The 22,122-nt window shown below is 74.3% G+C and carries 20 protein-coding genes; 8 read left to right on the top strand and 12 right to left on the bottom strand.

The features are described 5' to 3' along the window. Positions 1-981, bottom strand: coding sequence for a phytanoyl-CoA dioxygenase family protein (locus tag J421_RS31710; protein WP_025415161.1), 981 nt, complete (start codon positions 979-981; stop codon positions 1-3). 119 nt (positions 982-1,100) lie between these two features. Between J421_RS31710 and J421_RS31705 the strand changes: the two genes are divergently transcribed. The 3 genes from J421_RS31705 to J421_RS31695 are packed head-to-tail and all read left to right on the top strand — an operon-like array spanning position 1,101 to position 3,557. Beyond that, positions 1,101-1,973: an AraC family transcriptional regulator gene (locus tag J421_RS31705; protein WP_025415160.1), complete on the top strand. Its 873-nt coding sequence runs from the start codon at positions 1,101-1,103 to the stop codon at positions 1,971-1,973. A gap of 10 nt (positions 1,974-1,983) precedes the next feature. Then, positions 1,984-2,619, top strand: coding sequence for an HAD family hydrolase (locus J421_RS31700; protein WP_025415159.1), 636 nt, complete (start codon positions 1,984-1,986; stop codon positions 2,617-2,619). 23 nt (positions 2,620-2,642) lie between these two features. Next, complete coding sequence (locus J421_RS31695; protein ID WP_104023581.1) at positions 2,643-3,557, top strand: pseudouridine-5'-phosphate glycosidase; 915 nt, start codon at positions 2,643-2,645, stop codon at positions 3,555-3,557. Here J421_RS31695 and J421_RS31690 read toward each other — a convergent pair. From J421_RS31690 to J421_RS33360, 3 genes are read right to left on the bottom strand one after another with little or no spacing between them, the layout of a single operon-like run. Then, the gene (locus J421_RS31690) at positions 3,554-4,093 is read right to left on the bottom strand and encodes a DUF2127 domain-containing protein (RefSeq protein WP_025415158.1); all 540 of its coding nucleotides are present in this window, start codon (positions 4,091-4,093) and stop codon (positions 3,554-3,556) included. The two genes, J421_RS31695 and J421_RS31690, sit on opposite strands and share 4 nt — an antisense overlap. Positions 4,094-4,111: 18 nt before the next feature. Then, the gene (locus J421_RS31685) at positions 4,112-5,386 is read right to left on the bottom strand and encodes a serine hydrolase domain-containing protein (RefSeq protein ID WP_148306673.1); all 1,275 of its coding nucleotides are present in this window, start codon (positions 5,384-5,386) and stop codon (positions 4,112-4,114) included. A gap of 33 nt (positions 5,387-5,419) precedes the next feature. After that, complete coding sequence (locus J421_RS33360) at positions 5,420-5,713, bottom strand: HNH endonuclease (RefSeq protein WP_025415156.1); 294 nt, start codon at positions 5,711-5,713, stop codon at positions 5,420-5,422. A 703-nt stretch (positions 5,714-6,416) separates the two neighbouring features. Between J421_RS33360 and J421_RS31675 the strand changes: the two genes are divergently transcribed. Further along, on the top strand, positions 6,417-6,821 hold the full coding sequence (locus tag J421_RS31675; RefSeq protein ID WP_148306672.1) for a hypothetical protein: 405 nt from the start codon (positions 6,417-6,419) through the stop codon (positions 6,819-6,821). 77 nt (positions 6,822-6,898) lie between these two features. Here J421_RS31675 and J421_RS31670 read toward each other — a convergent pair whose 3' ends face one another. After that, the gene (locus J421_RS31670; RefSeq protein WP_148306671.1) at positions 6,899-9,286 is read right to left on the bottom strand and encodes an Ig-like domain-containing protein; all 2,388 of its coding nucleotides are present in this window, start codon (positions 9,284-9,286) and stop codon (positions 6,899-6,901) included. Positions 9,287-9,582: 296 nt separating this feature from the next. Here J421_RS31670 and J421_RS31665 point away from each other — a divergent pair, with 296 nt between their 5' ends. Next, positions 9,583-12,783: a protein kinase domain-containing protein gene (locus J421_RS31665; RefSeq protein WP_025415153.1), complete on the top strand. Its 3,201-nt coding sequence runs from the start codon at positions 9,583-9,585 to the stop codon at positions 12,781-12,783. 12 nt (positions 12,784-12,795) lie between these two features. On the opposite strand, the gene J421_RS31660 is transcribed toward J421_RS31665, so the two are convergent. The 5 genes from J421_RS31660 to J421_RS31645 all read right to left on the bottom strand — a co-directional run bounded on the left by J421_RS31660 (position 12,796) and on the right by J421_RS31645 (position 16,416). Further along, positions 12,796-13,329 (bottom strand): outer membrane beta-barrel protein, encoded by a 534-nt coding sequence (locus J421_RS31660; protein WP_158509021.1) that lies wholly within the window; start codon positions 13,327-13,329, stop codon positions 12,796-12,798. 162 nt (positions 13,330-13,491) lie between these two features. Further along, positions 13,492-13,899 (bottom strand): hypothetical protein, encoded by a 408-nt coding sequence (locus J421_RS33355; RefSeq protein ID WP_158509020.1) that lies wholly within the window; start codon positions 13,897-13,899, stop codon positions 13,492-13,494. Then, a complete protein-coding gene (locus J421_RS31655) occupies positions 13,881-15,062 on the bottom strand; it encodes a S41 family peptidase (RefSeq protein WP_025415150.1) in 1,182 nt (393 codons plus the stop codon). The genes J421_RS33355 and J421_RS31655 overlap by 19 nt, the downstream gene beginning before the upstream one ends. A 206-nt stretch (positions 15,063-15,268) precedes the next feature. Next, a complete protein-coding gene (locus tag J421_RS31650; protein WP_025415149.1) occupies positions 15,269-15,538 on the bottom strand; it encodes a hypothetical protein in 270 nt (89 codons plus the stop codon). 38 nt (positions 15,539-15,576) lie between these two features. Then, a complete protein-coding gene (locus tag J421_RS31645; protein ID WP_025415148.1) occupies positions 15,577-16,416 on the bottom strand; it encodes a beta family protein in 840 nt (279 codons plus the stop codon). 143 nt (positions 16,417-16,559) lie between these two features. On the opposite strand from J421_RS31645, the gene J421_RS31640 reads away from it, so the two are divergent. Then, positions 16,560-17,915: a tetratricopeptide repeat protein gene (locus tag J421_RS31640; protein ID WP_025415147.1), complete on the top strand. Its 1,356-nt coding sequence runs from the start codon at positions 16,560-16,562 to the stop codon at positions 17,913-17,915. Positions 17,916-17,998: 83 nt separating this feature from the next. Here J421_RS31640 and J421_RS31635 read toward each other — a convergent pair whose 3' ends face one another. After that, positions 17,999-18,208 carry a hypothetical protein gene (locus tag J421_RS31635; RefSeq protein ID WP_148306670.1) on the bottom strand — a complete coding sequence of 70 codons (210 nt, stop codon included), beginning with the start codon at positions 18,206-18,208 and terminating at the stop codon, positions 17,999-18,001. Positions 18,209-18,363: 155 nt separating this feature from the next. Between J421_RS31635 and J421_RS32490 the strand changes: the two genes are divergently transcribed. Then, positions 18,364-19,206, top strand: a complete 843-nt coding sequence (locus J421_RS32490; protein WP_158509019.1) for a helix-turn-helix transcriptional regulator — start codon at positions 18,364-18,366, stop codon at positions 19,204-19,206. 52 nt (positions 19,207-19,258) lie between these two features. Further along, on the top strand, positions 19,259-20,266 hold the full coding sequence (locus J421_RS31630) for a class I SAM-dependent methyltransferase (protein ID WP_025415144.1): 1,008 nt from the start codon (positions 19,259-19,261) through the stop codon (positions 20,264-20,266). A gap of 20 nt (positions 20,267-20,286) precedes the next feature. Here the strand turns inward: J421_RS31630 and J421_RS31625 are convergent, their stop codons facing one another. Further along, the gene (locus tag J421_RS31625) at positions 20,287-21,963 is read right to left on the bottom strand and encodes a hybrid sensor histidine kinase/response regulator (RefSeq protein WP_025415143.1); all 1,677 of its coding nucleotides are present in this window, start codon (positions 21,961-21,963) and stop codon (positions 20,287-20,289) included. Between the last annotated feature and the right edge of the window lie 159 nt (positions 21,964-22,122).

Raw genomic sequence — 22,122 nt, 5'->3', positions numbered from 1 at the left:
TCAGTCGTCCCAGGAGCGCAGGCCGAGCAGCTTCTCGCCGAGCGGCGTGAGCGTCGCGCGCGCGTAGCGCGTCTGCTCCCAGCCGCGCGGGTCGCCGGGGAACGCGTAGCCCTCCGGCGGGATGCGATCGCGCCACGACGACATGCGCCACTGTCGCAGCGCCTCGTTCTCCTCCTGCGCGGGCATCATCGAGATGTATTGCGCCATGCGCACCTTGCCGTTCGATCTGTTGGGCCGGATCCCGTGCGCGAGGGAGCTGTTGAAGATCAGCAGGTCGCCCGCCTCCATCGGCACCTTCACGATCTCGAAGCCGGTGACGTCCGGCTTGAAGTGATCGCGGTCGGCGGGCTGCCCGAGCTTCCACGTGTCGTACGTGCGGAACAGCTCGGGCACGCACTGGAAGCCGCCCATGTTCTCGTCGGTCTGGTCGGCGAGCGCGAGCACCCCCTGCACGTTCTGCGGCTTCGTCTCGGGGTCGTAGTCCCAGTGGATGAACCCCTTGAACTCGAACCCGGGCCGCATCGGCAGGTTGAGGTTCGCACGGTCGATCGTCACCCACAGCTTCTCGGTGCCCCACACGTCGACGAACGCGTCGTACACGCGCGGGTGCTGTCGGTTGTCCCACTCGTACTGATGGTTGTACAGCTCCACCATGCCGCTGTTGGTCAGCTCCTTCATCTTCATCTCCGCGCGCGGCGGGGCGTACCACGTCTCGGGGTCGTTCGGATCCTTCTCCTCGAACTCCCAGAGCAGCGACGCGAGACGCTCGAGGTTCTCGCGCGGCACGACCTGCTTCACGACGACGTAGCCGTTCCGCTTCCAGAACCGCCAGTCGTCCTCGGAGAGCACCCGCAGCGTCGACGCGTCGGCGTGCTCGCGGAGCCGCACCGCACTGCTCGTCGCCGTCGTCGGGTTGCCGGGGATGTCGGTGTGCGCGTTGTCGGGCAGCGCGGCGGCAGGCGCCATGGTCTGGACGGTCATGCGGGCCTCGCGGTTGGGGTGAGCCGATGCACCAAGGTGACGCGACCGGGCGGCACGCGCTTGGCCGCGACTGGCCGGTTCTTGCACTATCTTGCTCGCCGGCACCCGGGAGCGCACCGATGCGGAGCATCCTCGAGCACGTCGAGCCCGATCCGAACAGCTCGTTCCGGCTGCTGACGCCGCACCTCCCGGACGTCTTCCTCTGGCACTACCACCCCGAGTACGAGGTGGTCTACATCGAGGGGGCGAGCGGCACGCGCCACGTCGGCGACCACATCTCGCGCTACGAGGGCAGCGACCTGGTGTTCATCGGACCGAACGTGCCGCACCTGAACTTCGATTACGGCGTGACCACGGCGTACCGCAAGGTGGTCGTGCAGCTGAAGCCCGATTTCCTCGGTGCCACCGCGTGGGACGCCCCGGAGCTCGCGCCGATCGCGGCACTGTTCGAGCGCGCGCGGTCGGGCCTCTCGTTCCACGGCGCGACGAAGGCCGCGGTCGGGCGTCAGCTCACGCGCCTCCCCGCGCTGCCCCCGTTCCAGCGTCTGCTCCTGCTGCTCCGCATCTTCGAGCGGCTCGCGTCGAGCGACGAGGCGACGCCGCTGCGCGCCGAGTGCGCCGCCGACGCGTACGACCCGCAGGAGCAGCGTCGCATGCGCGCGCTCGGCCGGTTCGTCGCCGACGAGTACGGGCGGAAGATCCAGCTGCGTGAGGCCGCGGCGGTCGTCAACCTCACCGATGCGGCGTTCTGTCGCTTCTTCAAGCGCATGACGCGGCTCACGTTCACCCAGTTCGTGAACCGGTATCGCGTGCACCAGGCGCAGCGGCTGCTGCTCACCGGCCACAGCGTGACGCAGGCCGCGCTCGCGTGCGGCTTCGAGAGCGTGTCGTACTTCAACAAGGTGTTCCGGCGCGTGACGGGCGAGAACCCGCTCCGCTTCCGCCAGCGGCATCGACGCGGCGAGCATGCCGTCGGCCGGTCGATCCGTTAGGCACCCGCCGTTGCGCGCGATCATCTTCGACCTCGACAACTGTCTCGCGCCGGCGAGCGAGGTCCACGAGTCGCTGGTCGAGCCGGTGTTCGCCGCCATCCGCGGCGCGAATCGGGGCGACGTCGAGCCCGACGCGCTGGACGCGGCGCTCCGCGATTTCTGGGTGCATGCGTTCGACGTCGTCGCCGAGCGCCACGGCTTCACGCCCGCGATGCGCGACGCCGGCTGGCGCGCGTTCAGCGAGATCGAGGTGCGGGCGCCGATGCGCGGCTACGGCGATCTCGACGTCCTGCCGCACCTCGGCGACCGCCGCTTCCTCGTGACGTCCGGGTTCAGGCGGCTGCAGGAGAGCAAGGTGCGCGCGCTCGGCATCGGCGCGCACTTCGAGGAGCTCCTGGTCGACGCGATCGAGGAGCCGGACCGGCGCGGGAAGGAGTGGTTGTTCGTCGACCTCATGACGCGCCACGCCCTGCCGCGCGACGACGTGCTCGTCGTGGGCGACAATCCCGACTCCGAGCTCGCCGCCGCCGAGCGGTTGGGTCTGCGCGCCGTCCAGATCCTGCGACCCGGCGTGGTGCGCGCGCGCGCGACCGCGCACGTGGCGGATCTGGCCGAGCTGCGCGCGATGCTGGACGCGTGGCCGTGACGCGTCGTCCCTAGATTCCGCGCATGATCGACATCCGACATACCGACGAGGTGCGCGACGCGCTCCACCGCGGCGCGCCCGTGGTCGCGCTCGAGAGCACCATCATCAGCCACGGCATGCCGTACCCGCAGAACGTCGAGACCGCGCGCGCCGTGGAGCGCGTGGTGCGCGACGCGGGTGCCGTGCCGGCGACGATCGCGGTGCTGCACGGCGTCCCGACCGTGGGTCTCGACGACGACGCGCTGGAGCTGCTCGGCAACGACCGCACGGTGCTGAAGGCGAGCGTGCGCGACCTGCCGTACGTGATCGCCGCGGGTCGCCACGGCGCGACGACCGTCTCGGCGACGATGCGCCTCGCGGCGCTCGCCGGCGTGCGCGTGTTCGCCACCGGCGGCACCGGCGGCGTGCACCGCGGCGCGGAGTCGACGTTCGACGTGTCGGCCGATCTCACCGAGCTCGCGCGCACCGACGTCGCCGTCGTGAGCGCGGGGGTGAAGAGCATCCTCGACATCGGCCGCACGCTCGAGGTGCTCGAGACGCTCGGCGTGCCCGTGATCGTGCTCGGCGCGCGGACGTTTCCCGCGTTCTACTCGCGCGACAGCGGCTTCCCCGCGCCGCTCACGCTCGACACGCCGGCCGACGTCGCCGCCATGCTGCGGGCGAAGCGCGCGCTCGGCCTCGCGTGCGGCACACTCGTCGCGAACCCGATCCCGCAGGATGCCGAGATCCCGCGCGCGGAGATCGACCCGATCATCGCGCGCGCGCTGACCGAGATGGACACGGCCGGCATCGTCGGCAAGGAGACGACGCCGTTCCTGCTGAAGCGCATCGTCGAGATCACCGGCGGCCGCAGCCTCGCGGCGAACGTGGCGCTCGTGAAGCACAACGCGCGCGTCGCCGCGGAGATCGCCGTCGCGCTCGCGGCGGAGGGCGCCTAACGGTGGTGGTGGGCCGTGCGCCGGATCTGGCGCACGAGGTACCAGACGACCAGCAGGTTCACGACGAGCGCGCCCACCCGCGGCACCGTGACGCGGCGCGTGATCTCGTACACCTCGAACGGCACGAGCGACGCCGTCGCGACGACCGTGAGGTACTCGGCCCACCGGCGGCAGCGCCATAAGCCGATCCCCTCGGTCACGAACAGCGCCGCGTAGAGCAGCGCCGCCACGCCGAGCGCCTCGAGGCGGTGCCGGCTCAGCGCGCTGATGCGCTCGAGCAGCGCGACGACGCGGTGCGTGAGTCCGCGGTCGTAGGTCGCCGCGAGCGTCGCGACCCAGTCCTGCGCGCGGGCGGCGGCCCGGCGGCTCAGCAGCCCGAACGCGCCGAGCGCGACGACCACGAACAGTGCCGCCTTCACGAACTTGAACGACGCGATCGCGAGCAGCACGCGGTCGCGCTGCCGGATCGGTGGCGGCGGCGGCCCGAGGTGCAGCCGGTGGTGGTGCCGCGGCGCGGCGAGGTCGGGGACGGTCATGCGCCTGACGGCGAGCGCCTAACGGCGCTCCCCGAACGCCTCCCAGTCGACGAGCGGCGCGTCGAGCACCGCGCGCTGCACCGCGTCGGCCACGGCGCGCCGCAGCGCGGTCGGCACCGGCCCCTCGCCGCGGCTGCTCACGCGGTTCGTGAGCAGCACGACGAACAGTCCGCGCTCCGGGTCGATCCAGATGGAGGTGCCCGTGAACCCGGTGTGCCCGAGGCTGCGGGGCGAGAAGTAGCGGCCGGAGCTCGACGCTCCCGACGGCGTGTCCCAGCCGAGCGCGCGGCTCGAGCCCGGCCCCTGCGGCGCCGTCCAGCGGGCGAGCGTCTGCGGCGCCACCACGCGCACGCCGCCGTACGTGCCGCCGTTCAGGACCGTCTGCGCGAACGTCGCGAGGTCGCGCGCCGACGAGAACAGCCCCGCGTGCCCGGACACGCCGCCGAGCGCCCACGCGTTGCCGTCGTGCACCACGCCGTGCAGCAAGCCGCCGCGCGACGTGTCCACCACCGTCGGCGCCGTGCGCCGCATGAGCGCCGCGTCGGCCGTGTCCGGCGTGAAGCGCGTGTCGCGCATGCCTAACGGCGCGAAGACCCGCGCCGCGGCGAACGCGTCCAGCGTCTGTCCCGTGACGCGCTCGATCACTGCCTGCAGCAGCACCATGTCCCAGTCGCTGTACACCATCTGCGTCCCGGGCACGTACTTCAGCGGCCGCGCGTTGATCTGCGCGAGGTACTCGGCCCGCCCGCGGTACTTGGTGTACAGCGGCGCGTACGCCTCCAGGCCGCCCGAGTGGGTGAGCAGCATGCGCACCGTGATGGCCGCCTTGTCCGGCGCATCGAGCTCCGGCAGGTAGTCGTGCACCGGGCGCGACACGTCGAGTCGGCCCTCCTCCTCGAGGATCATCGCCGACGTCGTCGTGGCGATCACCTTCGTGAGCGACGCCAGGTCGTAGAGCGTCGAGTCGGTGACGGCGGGCGCGCCGGGGGCCCAGTCGGTGGCGCCGTAGCCCCGCAGGTGGACGAGCCGTCCCCAGCGGCCGACCGCGAGGCTGGCGCCCGGCGCGGCATCGGCGGCGAGCGCCGCGCGGACGATGGAGTCGAGGCGCGCCGGAAGCCGCGGGTCCATCCCCACCGCGGCGGGCGGCGCCGCGACGAGCGTGGCGACCGTGGCCAGGCGGCTGGGCTCGACCGTCACCGGAGCGGGGACGGTGGGGCGGCGCACCGGCGCGGGGGCGCAGGCGCCGACGAGCGCGCTGACGGCGAGGGTACCGGCGACGGCCCCGTGGGGCACGCGGGAGACCCGGGGGCGACGGCCCACGCGGGGTCAGTCGGCGTACGGGTAGTCCGGGTCGGCGAGCCGCTCGGCGCGGGCCGCCGCTTCCTCGCCGGCGACCTGGCGCGCGAGGTCGAGCAGCATGGGGCTCAGGTGCTGCCCGTAGCGGAGCAGCGTCTCCGCCCGCTGAGGGCGGCCGAGCAGGAAGGCGAGGATCGGCGTGTCCGCCTTGTTGCCGTTGCAGCGCTGGCAGGCGAGGACCAGGTTGTCGCGCCGGTCGTACGCGGTCTGCCCGCGCCGCGGGGTCACGTGGTCGAGCGTGATGGCCGTGGGCTCGTGCTTCAACCCGCAGTAGGCGCACACCGGGCCGTGGCGGTCGAGCAGCCACTCGCGGGTGTCGGTATAGGCGCGGCGCCCGGTCGGGAGCGACGTCAGGCGGACGGCGGGGGCGGAACCCTTGGATTTGCGGCGCCGGGGGCGCCCGCGCGGCTCGGGGCCGCTGTGGTCGGGATGTCCGCGGTGCTCCGGGGCGCGGGAGGGGGCGGCGTCGGCTGGGCGGCCCCCCGGTTTCGGCCCGGAGCGGGAACGATTTGTCGGTCGTGCGGTCACTTGTGGTACTGCTGGTACGGAAAACGGTGCGGCTCACGTGATGACGACCGGCCCATGCCGATCGATACGCGAGTGCTAGCACGTGAATGATACACCACAGAGGCCGCCAGGCACCGCCCAGCCGGGATCCAGCGTGACGCGGGCCGCATCGATCGGCCGCCGCGCCCGCCGCCGCCCCGACCGAGGTGAACCCCGCCGGCCGGCGCGCGGAGGCCCGCTCCGTCCCGGTTCCGGACCGGGAGCCGCTCGCGTCCGCGATGCCATGAATGGTGCCGTCGTCCGCCCGCGGACGTGCCTAACGATCGCGCGTGATGCATCCGTGTGCGCGGCGTTGAAACTCCGCCACGAGGCCCGGCGTAGAGCCCTCACGCCGGCGAAACATCACGATCGACGACACGAGACGATGCACGACGCTCACCATTCGATGAGGTCTTCTCCAATGAACGCTCGCACTCTTGCCCGTGTGCTCACGGGCGCGCTCGGCGTCGCCGGCATCGTCGCCGCCGCCCCACTCGCTGCGCAGTCCGCGACGCCCGCCACGCGTCCCGTCGCGACCTTCCGCGTCGCGACGTACAACCACGACCGCACCATGCCCGCGGTCGTCGTCGTCGGCGACTCCGCGGGACAGCTCGTCGCGAGCTACCGCCTCGCGAAGGATCAGTCGGAGCACCGCATGGGCGTGTTCGTGTACGGCGAGGATCTCGTCGTCGTCGGCGAGACGGAGAAGGGCGTCCTCGAGCTGGTATTCGAGAAGCAGGCGCAGCGGGTCACCGGCGGCGAGGTCACCGGCCGCTGGTCGCGCGGCGAGCAGGAAGGCGTGCTGCGCGGCCGCGTGAAGAGCTGATGCGCACGAGGTATCGAAAAGCGGCGCGGGCGGAGGCCTAACGGTCTCCGCCCGCGCCGCATGACGTATCCCCCTGCCTAACGATCTGGCACGCGCACGTTCCCGAGGACGCCGAGCGCGATCGGCATCGGCTGGACGCGGCTCGTGGTCGAGTTGTCGCCGAGCTGTCCTGACGCGTTCTTCCCCCAGCAGTACCCGATGCCGCCGGCGATGCCGCACGAGTGCGACGCGCCGACGTCGACGGTGGTGAACAGCAGCCCGCCGGTGACCGCAGCGGGCGTCGCGTGCGGCGCCGTACCACCGTCGCCGAGCTGCCCGTCGGCGTTCGCGCCCCAGCACAGCGCGCCGCTCGTGGACGTCACGGCGCACGTGTGCCCGCTGTGCGTGCCGATGCGGCTCAGGAGCTGGTTCGTGGCGACGAGGGCCGGCGTGAGCCGCGACGTCGTCGTCCCGTCGCCGAGCTGCCCGGACGCGTTGTTTCCCCAGCAGTACGCCTGGCCGGCGTTCGTGACCGCGCACGAGTGCGCGAGGCCGAGCGACAGCGACACGAAGGACTGGCCGCCCTTCACGAGCGTCGGGCGGCCCTGCGCCGCGGTGGTGCTGTCGCCCAGCTGGCCGTCGGCGTTCCGTCCCCAGCACAGCGTCGCCCCGGCGGTCGTCGTGCCGCAGGTGTGCGCACCGCCCGCCGCGATCGCGCTGAACGTTGCGCCCCCGGAGACCGTGACGGGGCGCGTCCGGTTCGTCGTCGTGCCGTCGCCGAGCTGCCCGTCGGTGTTGACGCCCCAGCAATAGGCCTGGCCCGTCGCCACGGTGAGCCCACAGGTGAAGTCGGTGCCCGCCGCGAGCGCGGAGAGCTTGGCGAGCGTCGTCCCCTGGATCGGCGTGGGCAGCAGCCGGTCCTGGGTGTCACCGAGTCCCAACGCCCCGCCGACGTTGCGCCCCCAGCAGTACACCTGGTTCGATGCGTTCGTCGTCAGCCCGCACACGTGCGATGCACCGGCGACGAGCTGGGTGAACTGCGCGGACGTGCCGGCGGTACGCGGCACCCCGCGCGACGTGCGCGTCCCGTCGCCGAGCTGTCCGTACGTGTTGTCGCCCCAGCAGACCACCTGGCGCGACGAGTTGATCCCGCATGAGAAGGCGTCGCCGAGCACGATCGACGTCAGCCCCGTACTGGCGGTCGCCCTGAACGTCACCGCCGGTACCGCGGGCACGCTCGGGACCGACGCGACGAGGGTGTTCGGTCCCGACGGTCCGAGCGTCCAGGTCGTCTGTGCGATGCCGTTCGCGTCGCTGATGTCGGTGCGGGTGGTGACGCTCCCGGCGCCACCGGTGACGCGGAAGTCGACGGTGACGTTAGGCACCGGGAAGTTGTTCGCGTCGACGACGCGGACGGCGGGCTGGATGGGCGTCGGCGTGTTGCCGGCCGCGACCTGGTTGTCGCCCGCCGTGACGACGAGCCGCGCCGCCACCGGCGGAGGAACGGCGATCGTGAGCCGCGCGATCTGGTCGGCGAACCCGTTCGCCTTACCGCGCAGCGTCAGCGGGTACGTGCCGGCGCCCATCGTCGAGTCCACACGCGCGGAGATGCGCACCGTATCGCCGGCCGCGCCGGTCGACCTGGACAGCGTCGCGCTGATGCCGGGGGGCGCCGGGTCGAGGCTGAGCGCCACCGGGATCGCGAACCCGCCGACGCCGGCCACCCGTGCGGTGCTCCCGCCGCTCAGTCCCCGCGAGACGGAGATCGTGCTCGTCGGCAGCGCGAGCGAGAAGCCGGGCACGCGGAGCATGAGGGGCGCGGTCGCGTCGCTGACGCCCTGCGTCTTGCCGCGCACGGTGAGCGGGAAGTCGCCCGGCGTGGCAGCGCCCGCGACGGCGAGCGTGACGTGGGCCGTCGTCACGCCGCCGGATAGCGTCGCCGGCGTCACCGTCGGGGTCACGCCGTTAGGCAGGTCCTCCACCGTGACGTCCACGGGCGACGTGACGCGGCCGACCCGGGTCAGGGTGACGTCGGCGCCGGTCTGGCCGCCGACCGGGCTCACGGCGGCCGGGACCACCGCGAGCGTGATCGCCGGCCGCGGCGTGACGACGATCTGCGCCGTCGCCGCGACGTTCGGGTCGGCGACGGAGCGCGCCGTCAGCGTGACCGATCCGGCCGCCTTGCCGGACACGGTCACCGCGGAGCCCGCGGCGCTGATCGTTAGGCGGCTCGTGTCCGACGACGTCCACGTGATCGACGACAGGTTCGGCGGCGCCTCGGCGTCCGGATTGTCGGGCACGACGCGCGCCTGCAGCGTGCGCGTCGTGCCGACGTCCACCGTGTCCGTCGACGGGTTGATCTCCACGCTCTTCACGTGCTGGATGACGCGGAGCGTGTCGCCGCCACCGCACGCGGCGAACGTTAGGCAGGCGAGGACGGCGGGGGCGGCCAGGAGGCGGCGCCTAACGAGACGGGCGAGTGGCATGGGAGGCGGTCGCGAGTGACTGGCGGGAGGTGCGCCGCCGCGACGGCGCAAGGGGTGGCGCTCACGACGTCGTGAGGCGCCTCACGTTCGTGCCACGTTCGATCGCGTGCCGACGGGGACTGCTCCGGCGAGTCGGCCACAGCTCGGTCACCGGTGGCGACGCTACGGCGCCCCGCGGGGAGCGTCAAGCGACGGTCTCAGCCATAGCACCCGGGTGGAATCCCGCCCATCACGGGGCGCGCGTCGGGCCCGAGAACCGATGTTGCGAGACCGCGACGCGCGTCACATCCTTGCGCATGGCTGTCATCACCGCGTGTCCGCGTTGCGGCACGGCTGTCTCCCCGGACTCGCGTTTCTGCGGCGCCTGCGGCGCGTCGATCCTCGGCGCCGTCGAGCAGGAGGATCCGCTCCTCGCGCGCCTGCGTCAGGCCACCCTCGGCGAGTACGACATCGTCCGCTCGCTCGGCCAGGGCGGCATGGCGGCGGTGTACCTCGCGTGGGACCTCGAGCTCGCGCGCTACGTCGCCATCAAGGTCATGTTCCCGGAGCTCGCCCACCGGGACGCGATGTCGCAGCGCTTCCTGCAGGAGGCGCGCACGGCGGCGAACCTCGACGACCACCCGAACGTCGTCCGCATCTACCGCGCGAAGGAGAGCGCGGGGCTGCGCTACTTCGTGATGAAGTTCATCGACGGGTGCTCGCTCGATCAGATGCTGCATCTCGTCGAGCGACTCCCGATCGGGCTCGCGTGCCTCGTGCTCGATCAGGTCGCGCGCGCGCTACACTACGCCCACGCGCGCGGCGTCGTGCACCGCGACGTGAAGCCCGGCAACGTCATGATCGACCGCCAGGGGCTCGCCGTCGTCACCGACTTCGGCATCGCGAAGGTCGCCCAGGGCGAGCAGCTCACGAAGACCGGCTTCGCGATCGGCACCCCGGCGTACATGAGCCCCGAGCAGTGGGGCGCCGACACGCCGACAAGCGCCTCCGACCAGTACGCGCTCGGCATCATCGCCTATCAGGTGCTCACCGGGCACGCGCCGTTCAACGGCTCGCTCCCGGAGATGCTCCAGCAGCACCTGCACGCGGAGCCCGCGCCGATCCGGCCCATGCGTCCGGACTGCCCGCCCGTGCTCGAGGCGGCGGTGCTGCGCATGCTCGCGAAGCGGAAGAGCGACCGCTGGCCGTCGCTCGCCGACGTGCTCCCGGCGCTCGACCCGCACGCGTTCGGCGACCCGATGGCGATGCGCGCCACGCTCGGCGCGATGATCCCGCCGGCCACCGCGGCCGACGGCGGGCCGCTGCCGAAGACGCCCCAGAGCCCCGTTCCGTTAGGCCGTCCGACCGGCACCGACGCGACGCCGATGCCGCCGGCCACGCCGGTGACGCCGCCGCACATCGCGCCGCCGTACACGCCGCCGCCCGTCACGCCGGCGTCGGCCACGCCCGTGGGGCCGCGCTGGGACCTCGGCCTCCCGTACACGCCCACCGTCGACGCGCCGCCGCTCTCGCCGAGCGACCTGTTCGCGCCGATCCCGCAGCCCGCCGCGATCAAGCTCGCGGTGGTGCCGCCGCGCGTGACGGTGGGCGAGCGCGCGCGCGTCGTCGCGGAGGTGGTCGACGTGCGCGGCACGCGGATCCCGGACCTCGCCGTCGCGTGGACGTGCGAGCCGGCGCACCTCGCGTCGATCGACCGCGACGGCACGGTGACGACGACGGGCGTCGGCACGGTGCGCATCGTCGCCACGCACGAGCGCGTGCGCGCCGAGACCGCGCTCGTCGTCGACGAGGACCCGCGCGTCGTCGCCGAGCGCGCGGAGCGCGCGCGCCGCGAGGCGGAAGCCGCCGAGGCGGCGCGGCTCGAGGCGGAGCGGAAGGAACGCGAGCGCCTGGAAGCGGCGCGGGCGGCGCGTGCGGAGCAGGCGCGCCTGGAGGCCGAGCGCAAGGAGCAGCAGCGGCTGGAGGCCGAACGCCTGGAGCGCGAGCGCCTCGAGCGCGAGCGCGCCGAGCAGGCACGGCTCCAGGCGGAGCGCCTCGAGCGCGAGCGCGCGGAGCAGGCCCGCCGCGAGGCCGAGCGCCTGGAGCAGGCCCGACTCGCCGCCGAGCGTCTCGAGCGCGAGCGCATCGAGGCGGAGCGCCGCGAGGCCGAGCGGGCCCGCCTCGCGCGCGAGGAGCAGGAGCGCCACGAGGCCGAGCGGCGCGAGAAGGAGCGGCTCGCGGCCGAACGCGCCGAGAAGGCGCGTTTGGAGGCGGAGCAGCGCGAGCGCGAGCGTCTCGAGAAGGCGCGGCAGGAGGCGGAGCGGCAGGAGCGCGCGCGCATCGAGGCGGAGCGCGCGGCGCAGGCGCGGCTCGAGGCCGAGCGCCAGGAGCGCGCGCGTCGCGACGCCGAGCGCGCCGAGAAGCAGCGCCTCGAGGCGGAGCGGCGCGAGGCGGAACGGCTCGAGAAGCAGCGCCTCGATGCGGAGCGCGCCGAGCAGGCCCGCCTCGAGAAGGAGCGCCGGGAAGCGGAGCGCGCCGAGGCCGCGCGCCGCAAGGCGGAGGAGAAGGCCGCCGCGCAGGCCGCCGCGCTCGCGGCGAAAGCCGCGAAGGCCGCGCGCGTCGAGGCGGCGCCAAGCGACGACACGCGCCGCCGGACGATCATGCTGCTCTCGGCGGCGGTCCTCGTCGCGGCGATCGGGCTCGCGGCGACGCTGCTGCTCCGGCCGAGCGGCCCGGAGCCGGTGAGCGGCACGACGGAGCCCGTGACGGCCGTCGCGCCGGCGGCCACGCAGCCGGCCACGCAGCCGGCCACGCAACCGGCCACGTCGAACGTCGCGTCGTCGCAGACCGCGACGCCGCCGGTCGCGGCGGCGCCCACGCCGAGCGTGATCCCGAAGACGCCGGCGACGCCGTCGAAGGCGAGCATCGACAGCGCGCGCATCGCGGCGCGCGCCCGGAGCGACTCGCTGCGCAAGCACGCGCTCGCCGTCGCCTCGGCGGCCCCGCGTGTGGACACCGCGAAGACCACCGCGCCGACTCCGGTGCAGGACGCGCCGCACGCGACGACGCCGTCCACGAGCGAGCCGTCGACCCGGCCGACCGTGCCCGCGAATCCGCCGGCGGCGACGCCGAACACGCCGCCCCGCACCGAAGTCGCAGCCGCGAGCCTAACGGCGGACGACGTGCGCGGCGCCGCGTCTCAGATCGCCAACGCGATCAAGTCGCACGACGACCGCAAGCTGTCGGATCTCATGGGGCGCGCGAGCGCGGGCGCCGAGAATCGCGGCCCGTTCTTCACCTGGCTCGGCCGGATCTCGTCGATCGGCACCGCCGTCGAGAGCGTCGGTGCGCCCGTGCCGAGCGAGAACGGCCGCACGTCGGCGGACGTCACGCTCAACGTGCGGTGGGCCACGTTCGGCTCGCTGCAGACGCGGCACCCCACGTTCCGCGTGACGTGGCGGCGCGACGGCGGCGCGTGGGCGATCGAGTCGGTCGCGCTGTTGTCGAAGCTCCCCTGACCGCGGCGGCGATCAGAGCTTGCGCGTGCCGAAGCCGACGTTGAGGCCGAGCTTCGCGACGTAGCCCGTGAACGAGGGGAACGTCGCCGCGCCGCCGCTGTTCAGGGTGACGTCGCCGAGCGACTGGCGGATCACCGCGCCGCCGCCATCGAGATCGACGCGCTGGTTGAGGTGGAACAGCACGCCCGCGCCCGCGCCGACCGCCCAGCCGCTGGAGCTCGACCCGAAGTTGTTCGTCTGTCGGAGCCCGGCGAGACGGCCCGCGAGGTAGACGCCGACGCGCGCCGCCGTGAGCGGGACCGCGTAGCGCGGCTCGACGAACACGCCGCTCAGCGTGAGCTTGTCGTCGGAGTTCAGCCCCGGGTTGAACGAGGAGTGCGTGCTGTACTGCACGCCGACACCGTACGAGAGCTTGCTGAGCGGCGTGTAGCGCCCCTGCACCTCGAACCCCGCGCCGCCGATGTTGCCGGTGCGCCCGAGCTTGAGCGACGTCAGGAGGCCCGCCGCCTGGATCGAGTACGGCCGCTCGGACTGTGCGTGAGCCACACTGGCGACGGTGACCAACGCGAGGGTGAGCGCGCAGCGCATGGCGGGATGGAGTGAGAGAGTCTCGACGGGAACCGCGGCGGACACCTCGACGGCCGCGCGAAACTACGGCGCGTGCCGCGGGGCGACAAGTCGTCGGGCTCCCGCCGAGCGCCTAACGGCTCACGCCCCGCCCTTCGTCGCCGCGGTGGCCCCGACGCGGAAGACCAGGTCGCGCGCCGTCGTCGCCGCGCGCAGCAGCGAGTCGGCGACCTGGTACTGCCGGTCGTAGGCGAGCGCGCGGCGGCGCGCCTCGCCCGGCCCGAACGCGAACGTCGCCACGCGCTGCTCGAGGAGCTGGTTGACCCACGTCGATGCCGCGGCCCACTGCACGGAGTCGACCGTGACGTGCTCGCGTGCGAGCTCGCGGCGGAGCTGCTCGCGCCACGCCGGCGTCACCGCGAACGACGTGTCCACGCGCAGCGAGAGCTCGTGGGCGAGACGCGCGATGGCGCGGTTCGCGCCCGCGCCGTCGCGGCCGAGGGCGAGCGCCATCGCGCGGTCGGCGCCGCCTAACGTGTCGTAGGGCACCACGACGTCGGGCGCGATGCCGCCGTCGCCGCGCAGCGGCCGCCCCCCGCCGTGCGGAACGCCCGCGCCTCCGTCACCTGCCCCGCCGGCACGTCGCCGACGAGCGCGACGTGGCGCGCCGAGTCGGCCGCGGTGCGGTCGCGGTGGATCGAGCGGCCGGCCGGCGTGAACCAGCGTGCGGTCGTCAGCTTGAGCGCCCATCCGCCGTCGAGCGGGAACACCGACTGGGCGAGCCCCTTGCCGAACGAGCGCGTGCCGACGATGAGCGCGCGGTCATGGTCCTGCAGCGCGCCGCCGATGATCTCCGCGGCCGACGCCGTGCCACCGTCCTGCAGCACGACGAGCGGCAGGTTCACCTGCGGCCCCGGCTCGGTGCGCAGCACGATCGATCCCGTGCGCTCGCGGATCTCCAGCACCGGCTTCTGCGGCGGCAGCAGGCCGCTGACCACGCGCACCGCCTGGTCCACCGCGCCGCCGCCGTTGCCGCGCAGATCGAGCACGATCCCCTTCGCGCCGCTCGACGCCGCGCGCGAGATCGCGTTCTGCACCTCCGCGCCCGCCGATCCCGAGACGCCGGGGAGCGGCACGTAGACGATGCCGCGCTGCGCGACGACGAACGGCACCGCCGGCACGTGCACCGTGCCACGGCGCAGCGTCGCCATCGCCGGCCCGGCGGCGCCGCGGCGCGTCTCCACGTCGACCGTGCTGTTAGGCGCGCCGCGCAGCCGCCCCACCACGCTGTCGAGCGGCATCCCGTCGACGGCGCGTCCGTCCACGCGCGTGACGCGGTCGCCGCGCCGGAAGCCGGCCGCCTCGCTCGCGCCGCCGGGGAACACCTCGCCGACGTAGAACGCGCTGTCGACCGGCACCACCTCCATGCCCACGCCCGCGTACCGGCCGAGCGTCGAGCGGGAGAAGTCCTCGAGCTCCTTCGGCGAGAGGAGCTGGCTGTACGGGTCGCCGAGCTCGCGCACGAGCCCGCGCGCCGCGGCAGCGTAGACGTCCGTGACTTCCGACGCCGCGTACCGGTCGCGCACGAGCGTCATGACCTGCCCGAGCAGCTCCTCCGGGCTGCGGCGCGGCAGGGCGGCTCCGGCTCCGACGACCAGGGCACAGAGCGCCAGGCCGATCGAGGCCCGGCGAGCGAGGGACGAGAGGCGCATGGCGGCTGCGGCGATGAGGGTGAGCCCGGCGCGTGACGCGCCGTCCCGTGTCCGGGGCGGCGCGTCTCAACATACGACACTCACACGAATCGGAGGGATGCTTTTTTTCGCGCCCGAGGGCGGAGGCCGGGCTCCCGCGTGACGAACCGTTCACCGGCTGGGACCGGCCGGGACCGGTCGGAGCCGCCCCGCCCCGTTAGGCGCCCTCAGGCCACGGCCTGGCCGTCGCAGGCGAGCGCGCGCGCCACGAGGTCGCCCGGCGCGCTCCCCGCCGCGACCACGCGGAGCCGGCACGGCAGCACGTCGGCGTGCAGCGCCTGCGCGAGGGCACGCGCCGCACCTCGGCAGGGGGCGCTCAGCGTGCCTAACGCGCGCACGCCGCCGGCCGTGGCGGGCTCCCCGACGGCGAGCACGACGTACGTGCGCGACGACGACGGCGCGGGACGGCGCGGAAGGGAGCGGCGGACGCGGAGCATGGAATCGTTCGGGTAGAGGGAGGTCGGCCAGCCGCGCGTCAGAGCGCAGCGAGCTGCTCGACCACCACGGTGAGGTGTTCGGTCGTCGCCGCAGCGACGGCGAAATCGGCAGGCTCGGGACCGGCCGCGGCGTGGTCGCTGAAGCGCAACCGCTGCCCGAGCGCCGACGAGTTGGCGAGGAAGCGCCACAGCATCCACGCGTTGCGCGCCGCGGCCGAGTGCCCGCCGGCGGCGGGCGACGGGGCCGACGCGGCGAGGATCACCGATCGCCACGGCGCGAGCAGCGCGAGCGGCTCGAGCACCGCGCGCGCCGTGATCTCCAGCAGCGGCAGCCGCGCGTGGCCGATCTCGCCGATGTCGACGAGCAGGTCGAGCATCTCCGGCGCGAGCCGCTGCGCGGCGAGGAACGAGTGCACGCACGTGTCGATGCGCCAGCGGTCGCCGAGGTCGGCCAGCTCGAGGCGGAGGCACGCGCCGCGCTCGCGCTCACTCGCCGCCGCCGCCACCGCGAGCTGGTACGCCGTCGGGCGCTGCAGCCCGGTCACGGGGACGAGCCGCAGTCCGCGCGCCTGCTCCTCGTCGAACAGATGCGCGAGGTGCACGCGTCCGTCGGGAAGACGCTCGTCGCCGCGGCCGGTGCGGCAGTCGAGGTACGCGCGCCGGTCGCCCCACGCGCTGGCGATCGCGTCGAGCTGGCGCGAGAGCGCGCGCTCGACGCCGCCACCGCCGTCGGCCAGCTCGGGACCGAACGACACGACGTCGAACAGCGGCGTGAGCGACGCCTTCACCTCCTCGCTCGTGGCGGCGAGCCCGGCGAGCTGGCTCGGCTCCACGGGGAGGATCGGCACGTAGATCGGCGCGTACGTGGCGGGCCTCATGCAGTACCCGCCACGGGACCTGTGGCGTCGCCGCCACTAGTTGGAGCCGGGATCGTTCTGTATCCTAGGGCAGAGAGCCGACCCGGCCCGCGTTCGGCGACGTCGCATGGACGGCCAGGAATGGTTCCGGATCGAATCCCGACGTGACGCGCCTCGCCCACGAACCCGACCTGCTCGCACCCGTCGCTCCCTTCGACGCCTACCGCGAGGACGTAGCGCGGCTGGGCGGTCGATCGCCCATCGGGGCAGCGGACGACGCCTGGCTGATCGCCGCCCATGCGCTCGCCCGCGCGGCCTCGCTCGGCCATGCCGACCGCCCCGCCCTGCTCGCTGCCGGCGGCGACGCGGTGCAGGCCGTCGTCGCGGCGACGCGCGGCCGACATGCCGCGGACGACGATGCGGCGACGCGGGCGCTCGACGCCGCGGCCGCGGCAGGCGATGCGCTGCACGCGCTCGGTCGGCTCCTCGGCGGTGCGTCCGACGGCGACCGCGAGAGCGCGGTCGCCGCGCTGCAGCGGCTCGTCGCGGAGCAGGAGATGGCGGGCGCGTTCCGACTCGCCCTCACGAATCTCGCGGCGCTGCGGCTCGCCGCCGCGCCCATCCTCGGCGCCCGCTGCGAGGGACTGCTGCTCGCCCAGCAGGGGCGCGCGGCGCGGCAGCTCGGCGCGCTCGAGGCGGCGCGGGAGTCGTACCGCGCCGCGCTCGACGTGGCGCGTCCGGCGCACGCGACCGACGTCCGCGCCCGCGCGCTGCTCGGCATGGGCGTCGTCGCGAACATGCGCGGCAACTACCCCGAGGCGCGCCGCTGCTTCCGGCGTGCGGTGGTCGCCGCGCGCCGCGCCGGCTCGGTGGAGATGCGACGCGCCGCGCACCAGGGCCTGTTCATCGCCGCGGTGACGGCCGGCGACATCGAGACCGCGCTCCCGCATGGCTGGGCCGCGCTCCGTCAGACGTCGCCCGACGCGCCGGACCAGCGCGCGGAGGCGCTCGTGAACCTGGCGGAGGCCGGGCACCTCGCGGGCGAGCACCGCGCGGCGCTCAGTGCGTGCCTCGGTGCGCTGGAGCTGAGCGATCTCGCGCGCATCCGTCTGCCGGCGATCGGCGCGGCCGCGCGTGCGGCCGCGGCGCTCGGCGAGCGGCGACTGGTGGAGCATCTCGCGCGCGATCTCGAGCGCACGATCGGCCGCTCCGGCCAGCCATTCGAGAACGCGCAGGCGCTCGCCGCGTTCGCCGAGGCGCTGCTCGCCATCGGCGATCCGCGCGCCGCCGAGTACGCGGCGCGGTCCTCCGATCTCGCCGCCGCGGGCGCGTTCCACGAGGTGCGGCTGCGCGCGGAGCGCGTCACCGACGCCGTGTCGCTCGGCGCCCAGCGTCCCACACGCGACGCGGCACGCGCACGGCGCGTCGCCGCGCCGCAGTCGCCGCGCGTCCAGGCCGTGCTGCGCACGCTCGAAGCGCTGCCGGCCGCTCGGCGGTACGCGGAGAGGCTGGCGCGATGAGTCGGCGGCGGGGAGTCGTCGCATCGGCTGCGGTGGGTACTCGCGGCTCCGATCGGGAGCGCGCAGGCGCGGGCTGTGCGCGCTCAGTACCAGGGCTGCACGCAGCACTTCGCGGCGGCGGTGTCGCCGAGATGCGTGGCGCGCTGCGCAATGGAGGCGGAGTCGCGCGCGGCAGCACGCGGCGATTCACCGGGGCCGGTCACGCTGCGGCAAGCGGCCAGACCGAAGGCGACCGCCGTGGGGACGGCGATCGTCACGAGCCGCAGCACGGAGCGAACGAACACAGGGCGCATGAAGGACTCCGAACGGGGTGTGCTGTAGGGATGTACTGGCGCCCTGCACCACGCCCACACGTGGTGACAAGTGACCACACCACGCGTCAACCGGTAACGCACAGCCGTACGATTTGTTGTGCCGACCGTTGCGGGCCCTGCAGTGGAGGAGGATGGTGAGCACCACGGCGCGACGCGGCGACGTGCTGGCCTTGCTGTGCGACCGTGAAGCGGTGGCGCGGCTGAACCAGGCGATCCGGCCCGGCCCCTCGGGGAGCCCGGGACGGTCCGTGTCGACTGTGGGGATCCATCGCGTCGAGCGCATCTCCGAGCTGCGCGCGGCGCTGACCGACCGACGGTGGGGCGTGGTCGTCGTGGAAGCGCGTGACGCGGATCACGTGCCGACGGATGCCGTGATCCAAAGCATTCGCGCGGCGCAGCCGGACGCCGTCGTCGTCGGCTACGCGCGGATGACGGACCTCTCGTCGGCGATCCTCGACTTCGCCCGCGCCGGTGTGCACGAGCTGATCGTCGAGGGCGTGGACGACCGCGGCCTCGCGCTGCGCGCGGCGCTCGCGAAGGCCGGGCAGCGCGCCGCGGCGGACCGCCTCGTGGCCGACGTCGAGGCGATCGTCCCGTCGTCGATCATGCCGGTGGTGCGCTACTGCCTCGAGCACCACGGCGACGCGGCGACGGTGCCCGACGTCGCGCGCGCGTTCGGGATCAGCCGCCAGGCGCTCGTCGACCGCGCGCGCCGAGCCGGCGTGCCGGCGCCCCGTGAGATCCTCACCTGGTGCCGACTGCTGCTCGCGGCACGCATGCTCGCCGACCGCGCCGACACGGTGGACGAGGTGGCGATCACGCTCCACTTCCCGTCGGGGAACGGGCTGCGCAACGCGCTGCGGCGGTACGCGGGGATCAAGGTGCGCGACGCGCGGCAGGACGGCGCGGCGCCGGTGCTCGCCGCGTTCGCGGCCACGATCGCGACCGCCGGCGCTCCGCCCACGGCGGCCGTCTGACCGTCCGCCGTTAGGCGCGTCGGCACGCCGCGACGCGCGTCCGCTCCCTTCCGTGACGACGGCGACGTACGAGCTCACGGCGTGCCCCGTGTGCGGCCACGCGCCCGGCGACACGCTCGCCGACGGCGACGCGCTGCGCGCCGAGCAGGAGCGGCTGTGGGCGTTCCACGACGCGCGGCTGCGACCCGGCGTGCCGGTCGAGCGGCTCGTCGATCGCGTGGCGTTCTCCCAGCGGCTGCCGCTCGGCCTCGCGCGCTGTGCGCAGTGCACGCTCGTGTACCGCAACCCGCGCGAGCGCGACATCGCGCTGCGCGAGGCGTACGCCGACGAGGCGGTCGAGGCGGACGCGCTGCGCGCGCTGCACGACACCCAGCGCGATGCGTACGGCGCACAGGCCGAGCGGCTGGAGGAGGTGCTCGGCCGCCGCGGGCGCGTGCTCGAGGTGGGGAGCTACGTCGGCGGCTTCCTCGCCGCGGCGGCGCGTCGCGGATGGCGCGCGACGGGGATCGACATCAACGCCGCGGCGCTCGCCGTGGCGCGCGAGGCCGTGGGTGACGACGTCGAGGTGGAGGAGGCGGACCTCGACGGCTACGCGGCCCGCGGCGACACGGTGGCCGGCGCGTTCGACGCGGTCGCGGTGTGGAACTGCTTCGAGCAGCTCCCCGACCCGCGCGGCGCGGCGCACCGCACGGCGGCGCTGCTCGGCGCGGGCGGCGTGCTGGCGCTGCGGGTGCCTAACGGCGCGTTCTACGCCGCGATCCGCGAGCGACTCGACGGGCCGCTCGGGCCGGTGGCGGAGCGGCTGCTCGCGCACAACAACCTGCTCGCCTTCCCGTATCGGCACGGATTCACGCCGGGGTCGCTGCGACGTCTGCTCGAGCCGCTCGGCTTCGAGGTCGTGCGCGTGTACGGCGACGCGCTGGTGCCCATCGCCGACGAGTGGACGCGGCCGTGGGCGGCGTGGGAGGAGCGGCTGCTGAAGGGCGCCCTTCGCCTCCTGGCCGGCGACGAGGCGGAGTGGGCGCCGTGGCTCGAGGTGTACGCGCGACGCCGCGCCTGACGACCTGCCTAACGGGCCGCCTAACGCACCGCGTCGCCCGCCGGCAGCAGCGCGGCCAGCCGGTCGAGCAGCGACGCGGCGGCGAACGGTTTCTCGAGCGGCGGGACGTCGCCGGCGCGCGCCGCGAGGACCTCGGTGTGCGCCGCACTGCCCGCGCCCCGCTCGCCGTGACCGTTGCCGCCGCCGGCACCACCGGTCATGAGCACCACCGGGAAGCCCGGCTGCTCCGTCGCGACGATGCGCGCGAGCGACTCGCCGCCGAGGCGCGGCATGCGCATGTCGGCGACGAGCGCGTCGATCTCGCTGCCGTAGGCGCGCCACAGCTCGAGCGCGCCCGCGCCGTCGCCCGCCTCGAGCACGCGGTAGCCGGCGCCGCGCAGGATCCGCGCGGTCACCCGCCGCACCGCGTGGTCGTCCTCGGCGAGCAGCACCGTCCGGCGTGCCGGGCCACGCTCGCGCACCGCGCGCGCACGCTCCGACGGGTCGCGCGACGGGAGGTCGCCGTTGCGGTCGGCGTCGCCGTCGATCGCCGGCGACGTGATCGATGGGAGGTAGACGGCGAACGTGCTGCCGGCGCCGTAGCGCGTCTCGACGTGGATCGCGCCGCCGGACTGGCGCACCATGCCCCACGCCGCGGCGAGCCCGAGGCCGGTGCCGCGGTCGACCGACTTCGTGGTGAAGAACGGCTCGAAGATGCGCGCGCGCGTCTCCTCGGTCATGCCGATGCCGGTGTCGGTGACGGACACGCAGACGTACTCGCCCGCGCGCGGCACGCCGACGCGGCCGGCGCCCGCGTCGTCGAGCGTGGCGTACGTCGTCGAGATGGTGATGCGATGCACGGTGCCCTCGGCGCTCCCCTCCGCCTCCGACTGCGACACCGCTTCCACGACCGCGTCGCGCGCGTTCACGACGAGATTCATGAGCACCTGCTCGATCTGCGTGCGGTCGGCGACCACGCGCGGGAGCGACGGCGCCGGATGCGGCTGGACCGGGATCTCGCCGCCGACGGAGAGCCGCAGCAGCGGCAGGACGTCGCGCACGACCGCGTTCAGGTCGAGCGACTCGGGGGAGCGCGTCTGCATGCGGCCGAACGCGAGCAGCTGCCGCACGAGCGACGTCGCGCGCTCCGCCGCACGCTCCACGGCGTGGAGGTCGGCGAGCGCGGTGCGCACGTCGGGGACCTGCTCCTCCAGCGCGTCGCGCGCGAACTCGAGATTGCCGCGCACCACGGCGAGCACGTTGTTGAAGTCGTGTGCGATGCCGCCGGCGAGCATGCCTAACGACTCGAGCCGCTCGCCGACCACCGCCGCGTCCGGCACCGGATCGTCGGGGGCCGGGGCGAGGCGCTCGTGGAGCACCCACACGATGTGGCGCGGGCCGTCGCCGCCGTCGGGCGCGCGCGACGTGATCACGTCGGCGACGAGCGTCGTGCCGTTCTGTCGCACGTAGCGCCAGCGCCCGACGTGCGACGCGCGCTTGCCGGCGACCAGCGCCGCGCGGAGCGTGGACTGGCTCGTGCGGTCCTCGGGGACGCAGAGCACCGAGTACGGCTTTCCCACGAGATCGTCACGCGGATAGCCGAGCATCCGGCACGCGGCCTCGTTCGCGTCGGCGATGACGCCGTCGAGGCGCTCGGCGACCACTCCGGCCCCGCCGCTCGCGACGGCGTGGGCGCAGAAATCGTCCTCCGACGTCATCGCGCGCAACGCGACGTGGCGCGCGGGTGAGACGACGACGCGAACTCGTGACGACGGAGACCGACGAGCATGGCGCGCAGGGCGTGGAGCGGCGGGTCGGACGGCGGCGCGCTCGGCACGCCGACGGCGCCCCGTCGACGCGCGCGAGGCGCGCGAGAG

This window comes from Gemmatirosa kalamazoonensis, assembly GCF_000522985.1.
GTDB classification, from domain to species: Bacteria; Gemmatimonadota; Gemmatimonadetes; order Gemmatimonadales; family Gemmatimonadaceae; genus Gemmatirosa; species Gemmatirosa kalamazoonensis.
The sequence above is the reverse complement of the archived record's forward strand: the minus strand, read 5'-3'. Positions and strand labels throughout refer to the sequence as shown.

Coding starts and splice junctions, on each gene's coding strand:
- J421_RS31710 (WP_025415161.1), bottom strand. CDS start 981: ATGACCGTCCAGACCATGGCGCCTGCCGCCGCGCTGCCCGACAACGCG.
- J421_RS31705 (WP_025415160.1), top strand. CDS start 1,101: ATGCGGAGCATCCTCGAGCACGTCGAGCCCGATCCGAACAGCTCGTTC.
- J421_RS31695 (WP_104023581.1), top strand. CDS start 2,643: ATGATCGACATCCGACATACCGACGAGGTGCGCGACGCGCTCCACCGC.
- J421_RS31690 (WP_025415158.1), bottom strand. CDS start 4,093: ATGACCGTCCCCGACCTCGCCGCGCCGCGGCACCACCACCGGCTGCAC.
- J421_RS31675 (WP_148306672.1), top strand. CDS start 6,417: ATGAACGCTCGCACTCTTGCCCGTGTGCTCACGGGCGCGCTCGGCGTC.
- J421_RS31670 (WP_148306671.1), bottom strand. CDS start 9,286: ATGCCACTCGCCCGTCTCGTTAGGCGCCGCCTCCTGGCCGCCCCCGCC.
- J421_RS31665 (WP_025415153.1), top strand. CDS start 9,583: ATGGCTGTCATCACCGCGTGTCCGCGTTGCGGCACGGCTGTCTCCCCG.
- J421_RS31655 (WP_025415150.1), bottom strand. CDS start 15,062: ATGCGCCTCTCGTCCCTCGCTCGCCGGGCCTCGATCGGCCTGGCGCTC.
- J421_RS31650 (WP_025415149.1), bottom strand. CDS start 15,538: ATGCTCCGCGTCCGCCGCTCCCTTCCGCGCCGTCCCGCGCCGTCGTCG.
- J421_RS31645 (WP_025415148.1), bottom strand. CDS start 16,416: ATGAGGCCCGCCACGTACGCGCCGATCTACGTGCCGATCCTCCCCGTG.
- J421_RS31635 (WP_148306670.1), bottom strand. CDS start 18,208: ATGCGCCCTGTGTTCGTTCGCTCCGTGCTGCGGCTCGTGACGATCGCC.
- J421_RS31625 (WP_025415143.1), bottom strand. CDS start 21,963: ATGACGTCGGAGGACGATTTCTGCGCCCACGCCGTCGCGAGCGGCGGG.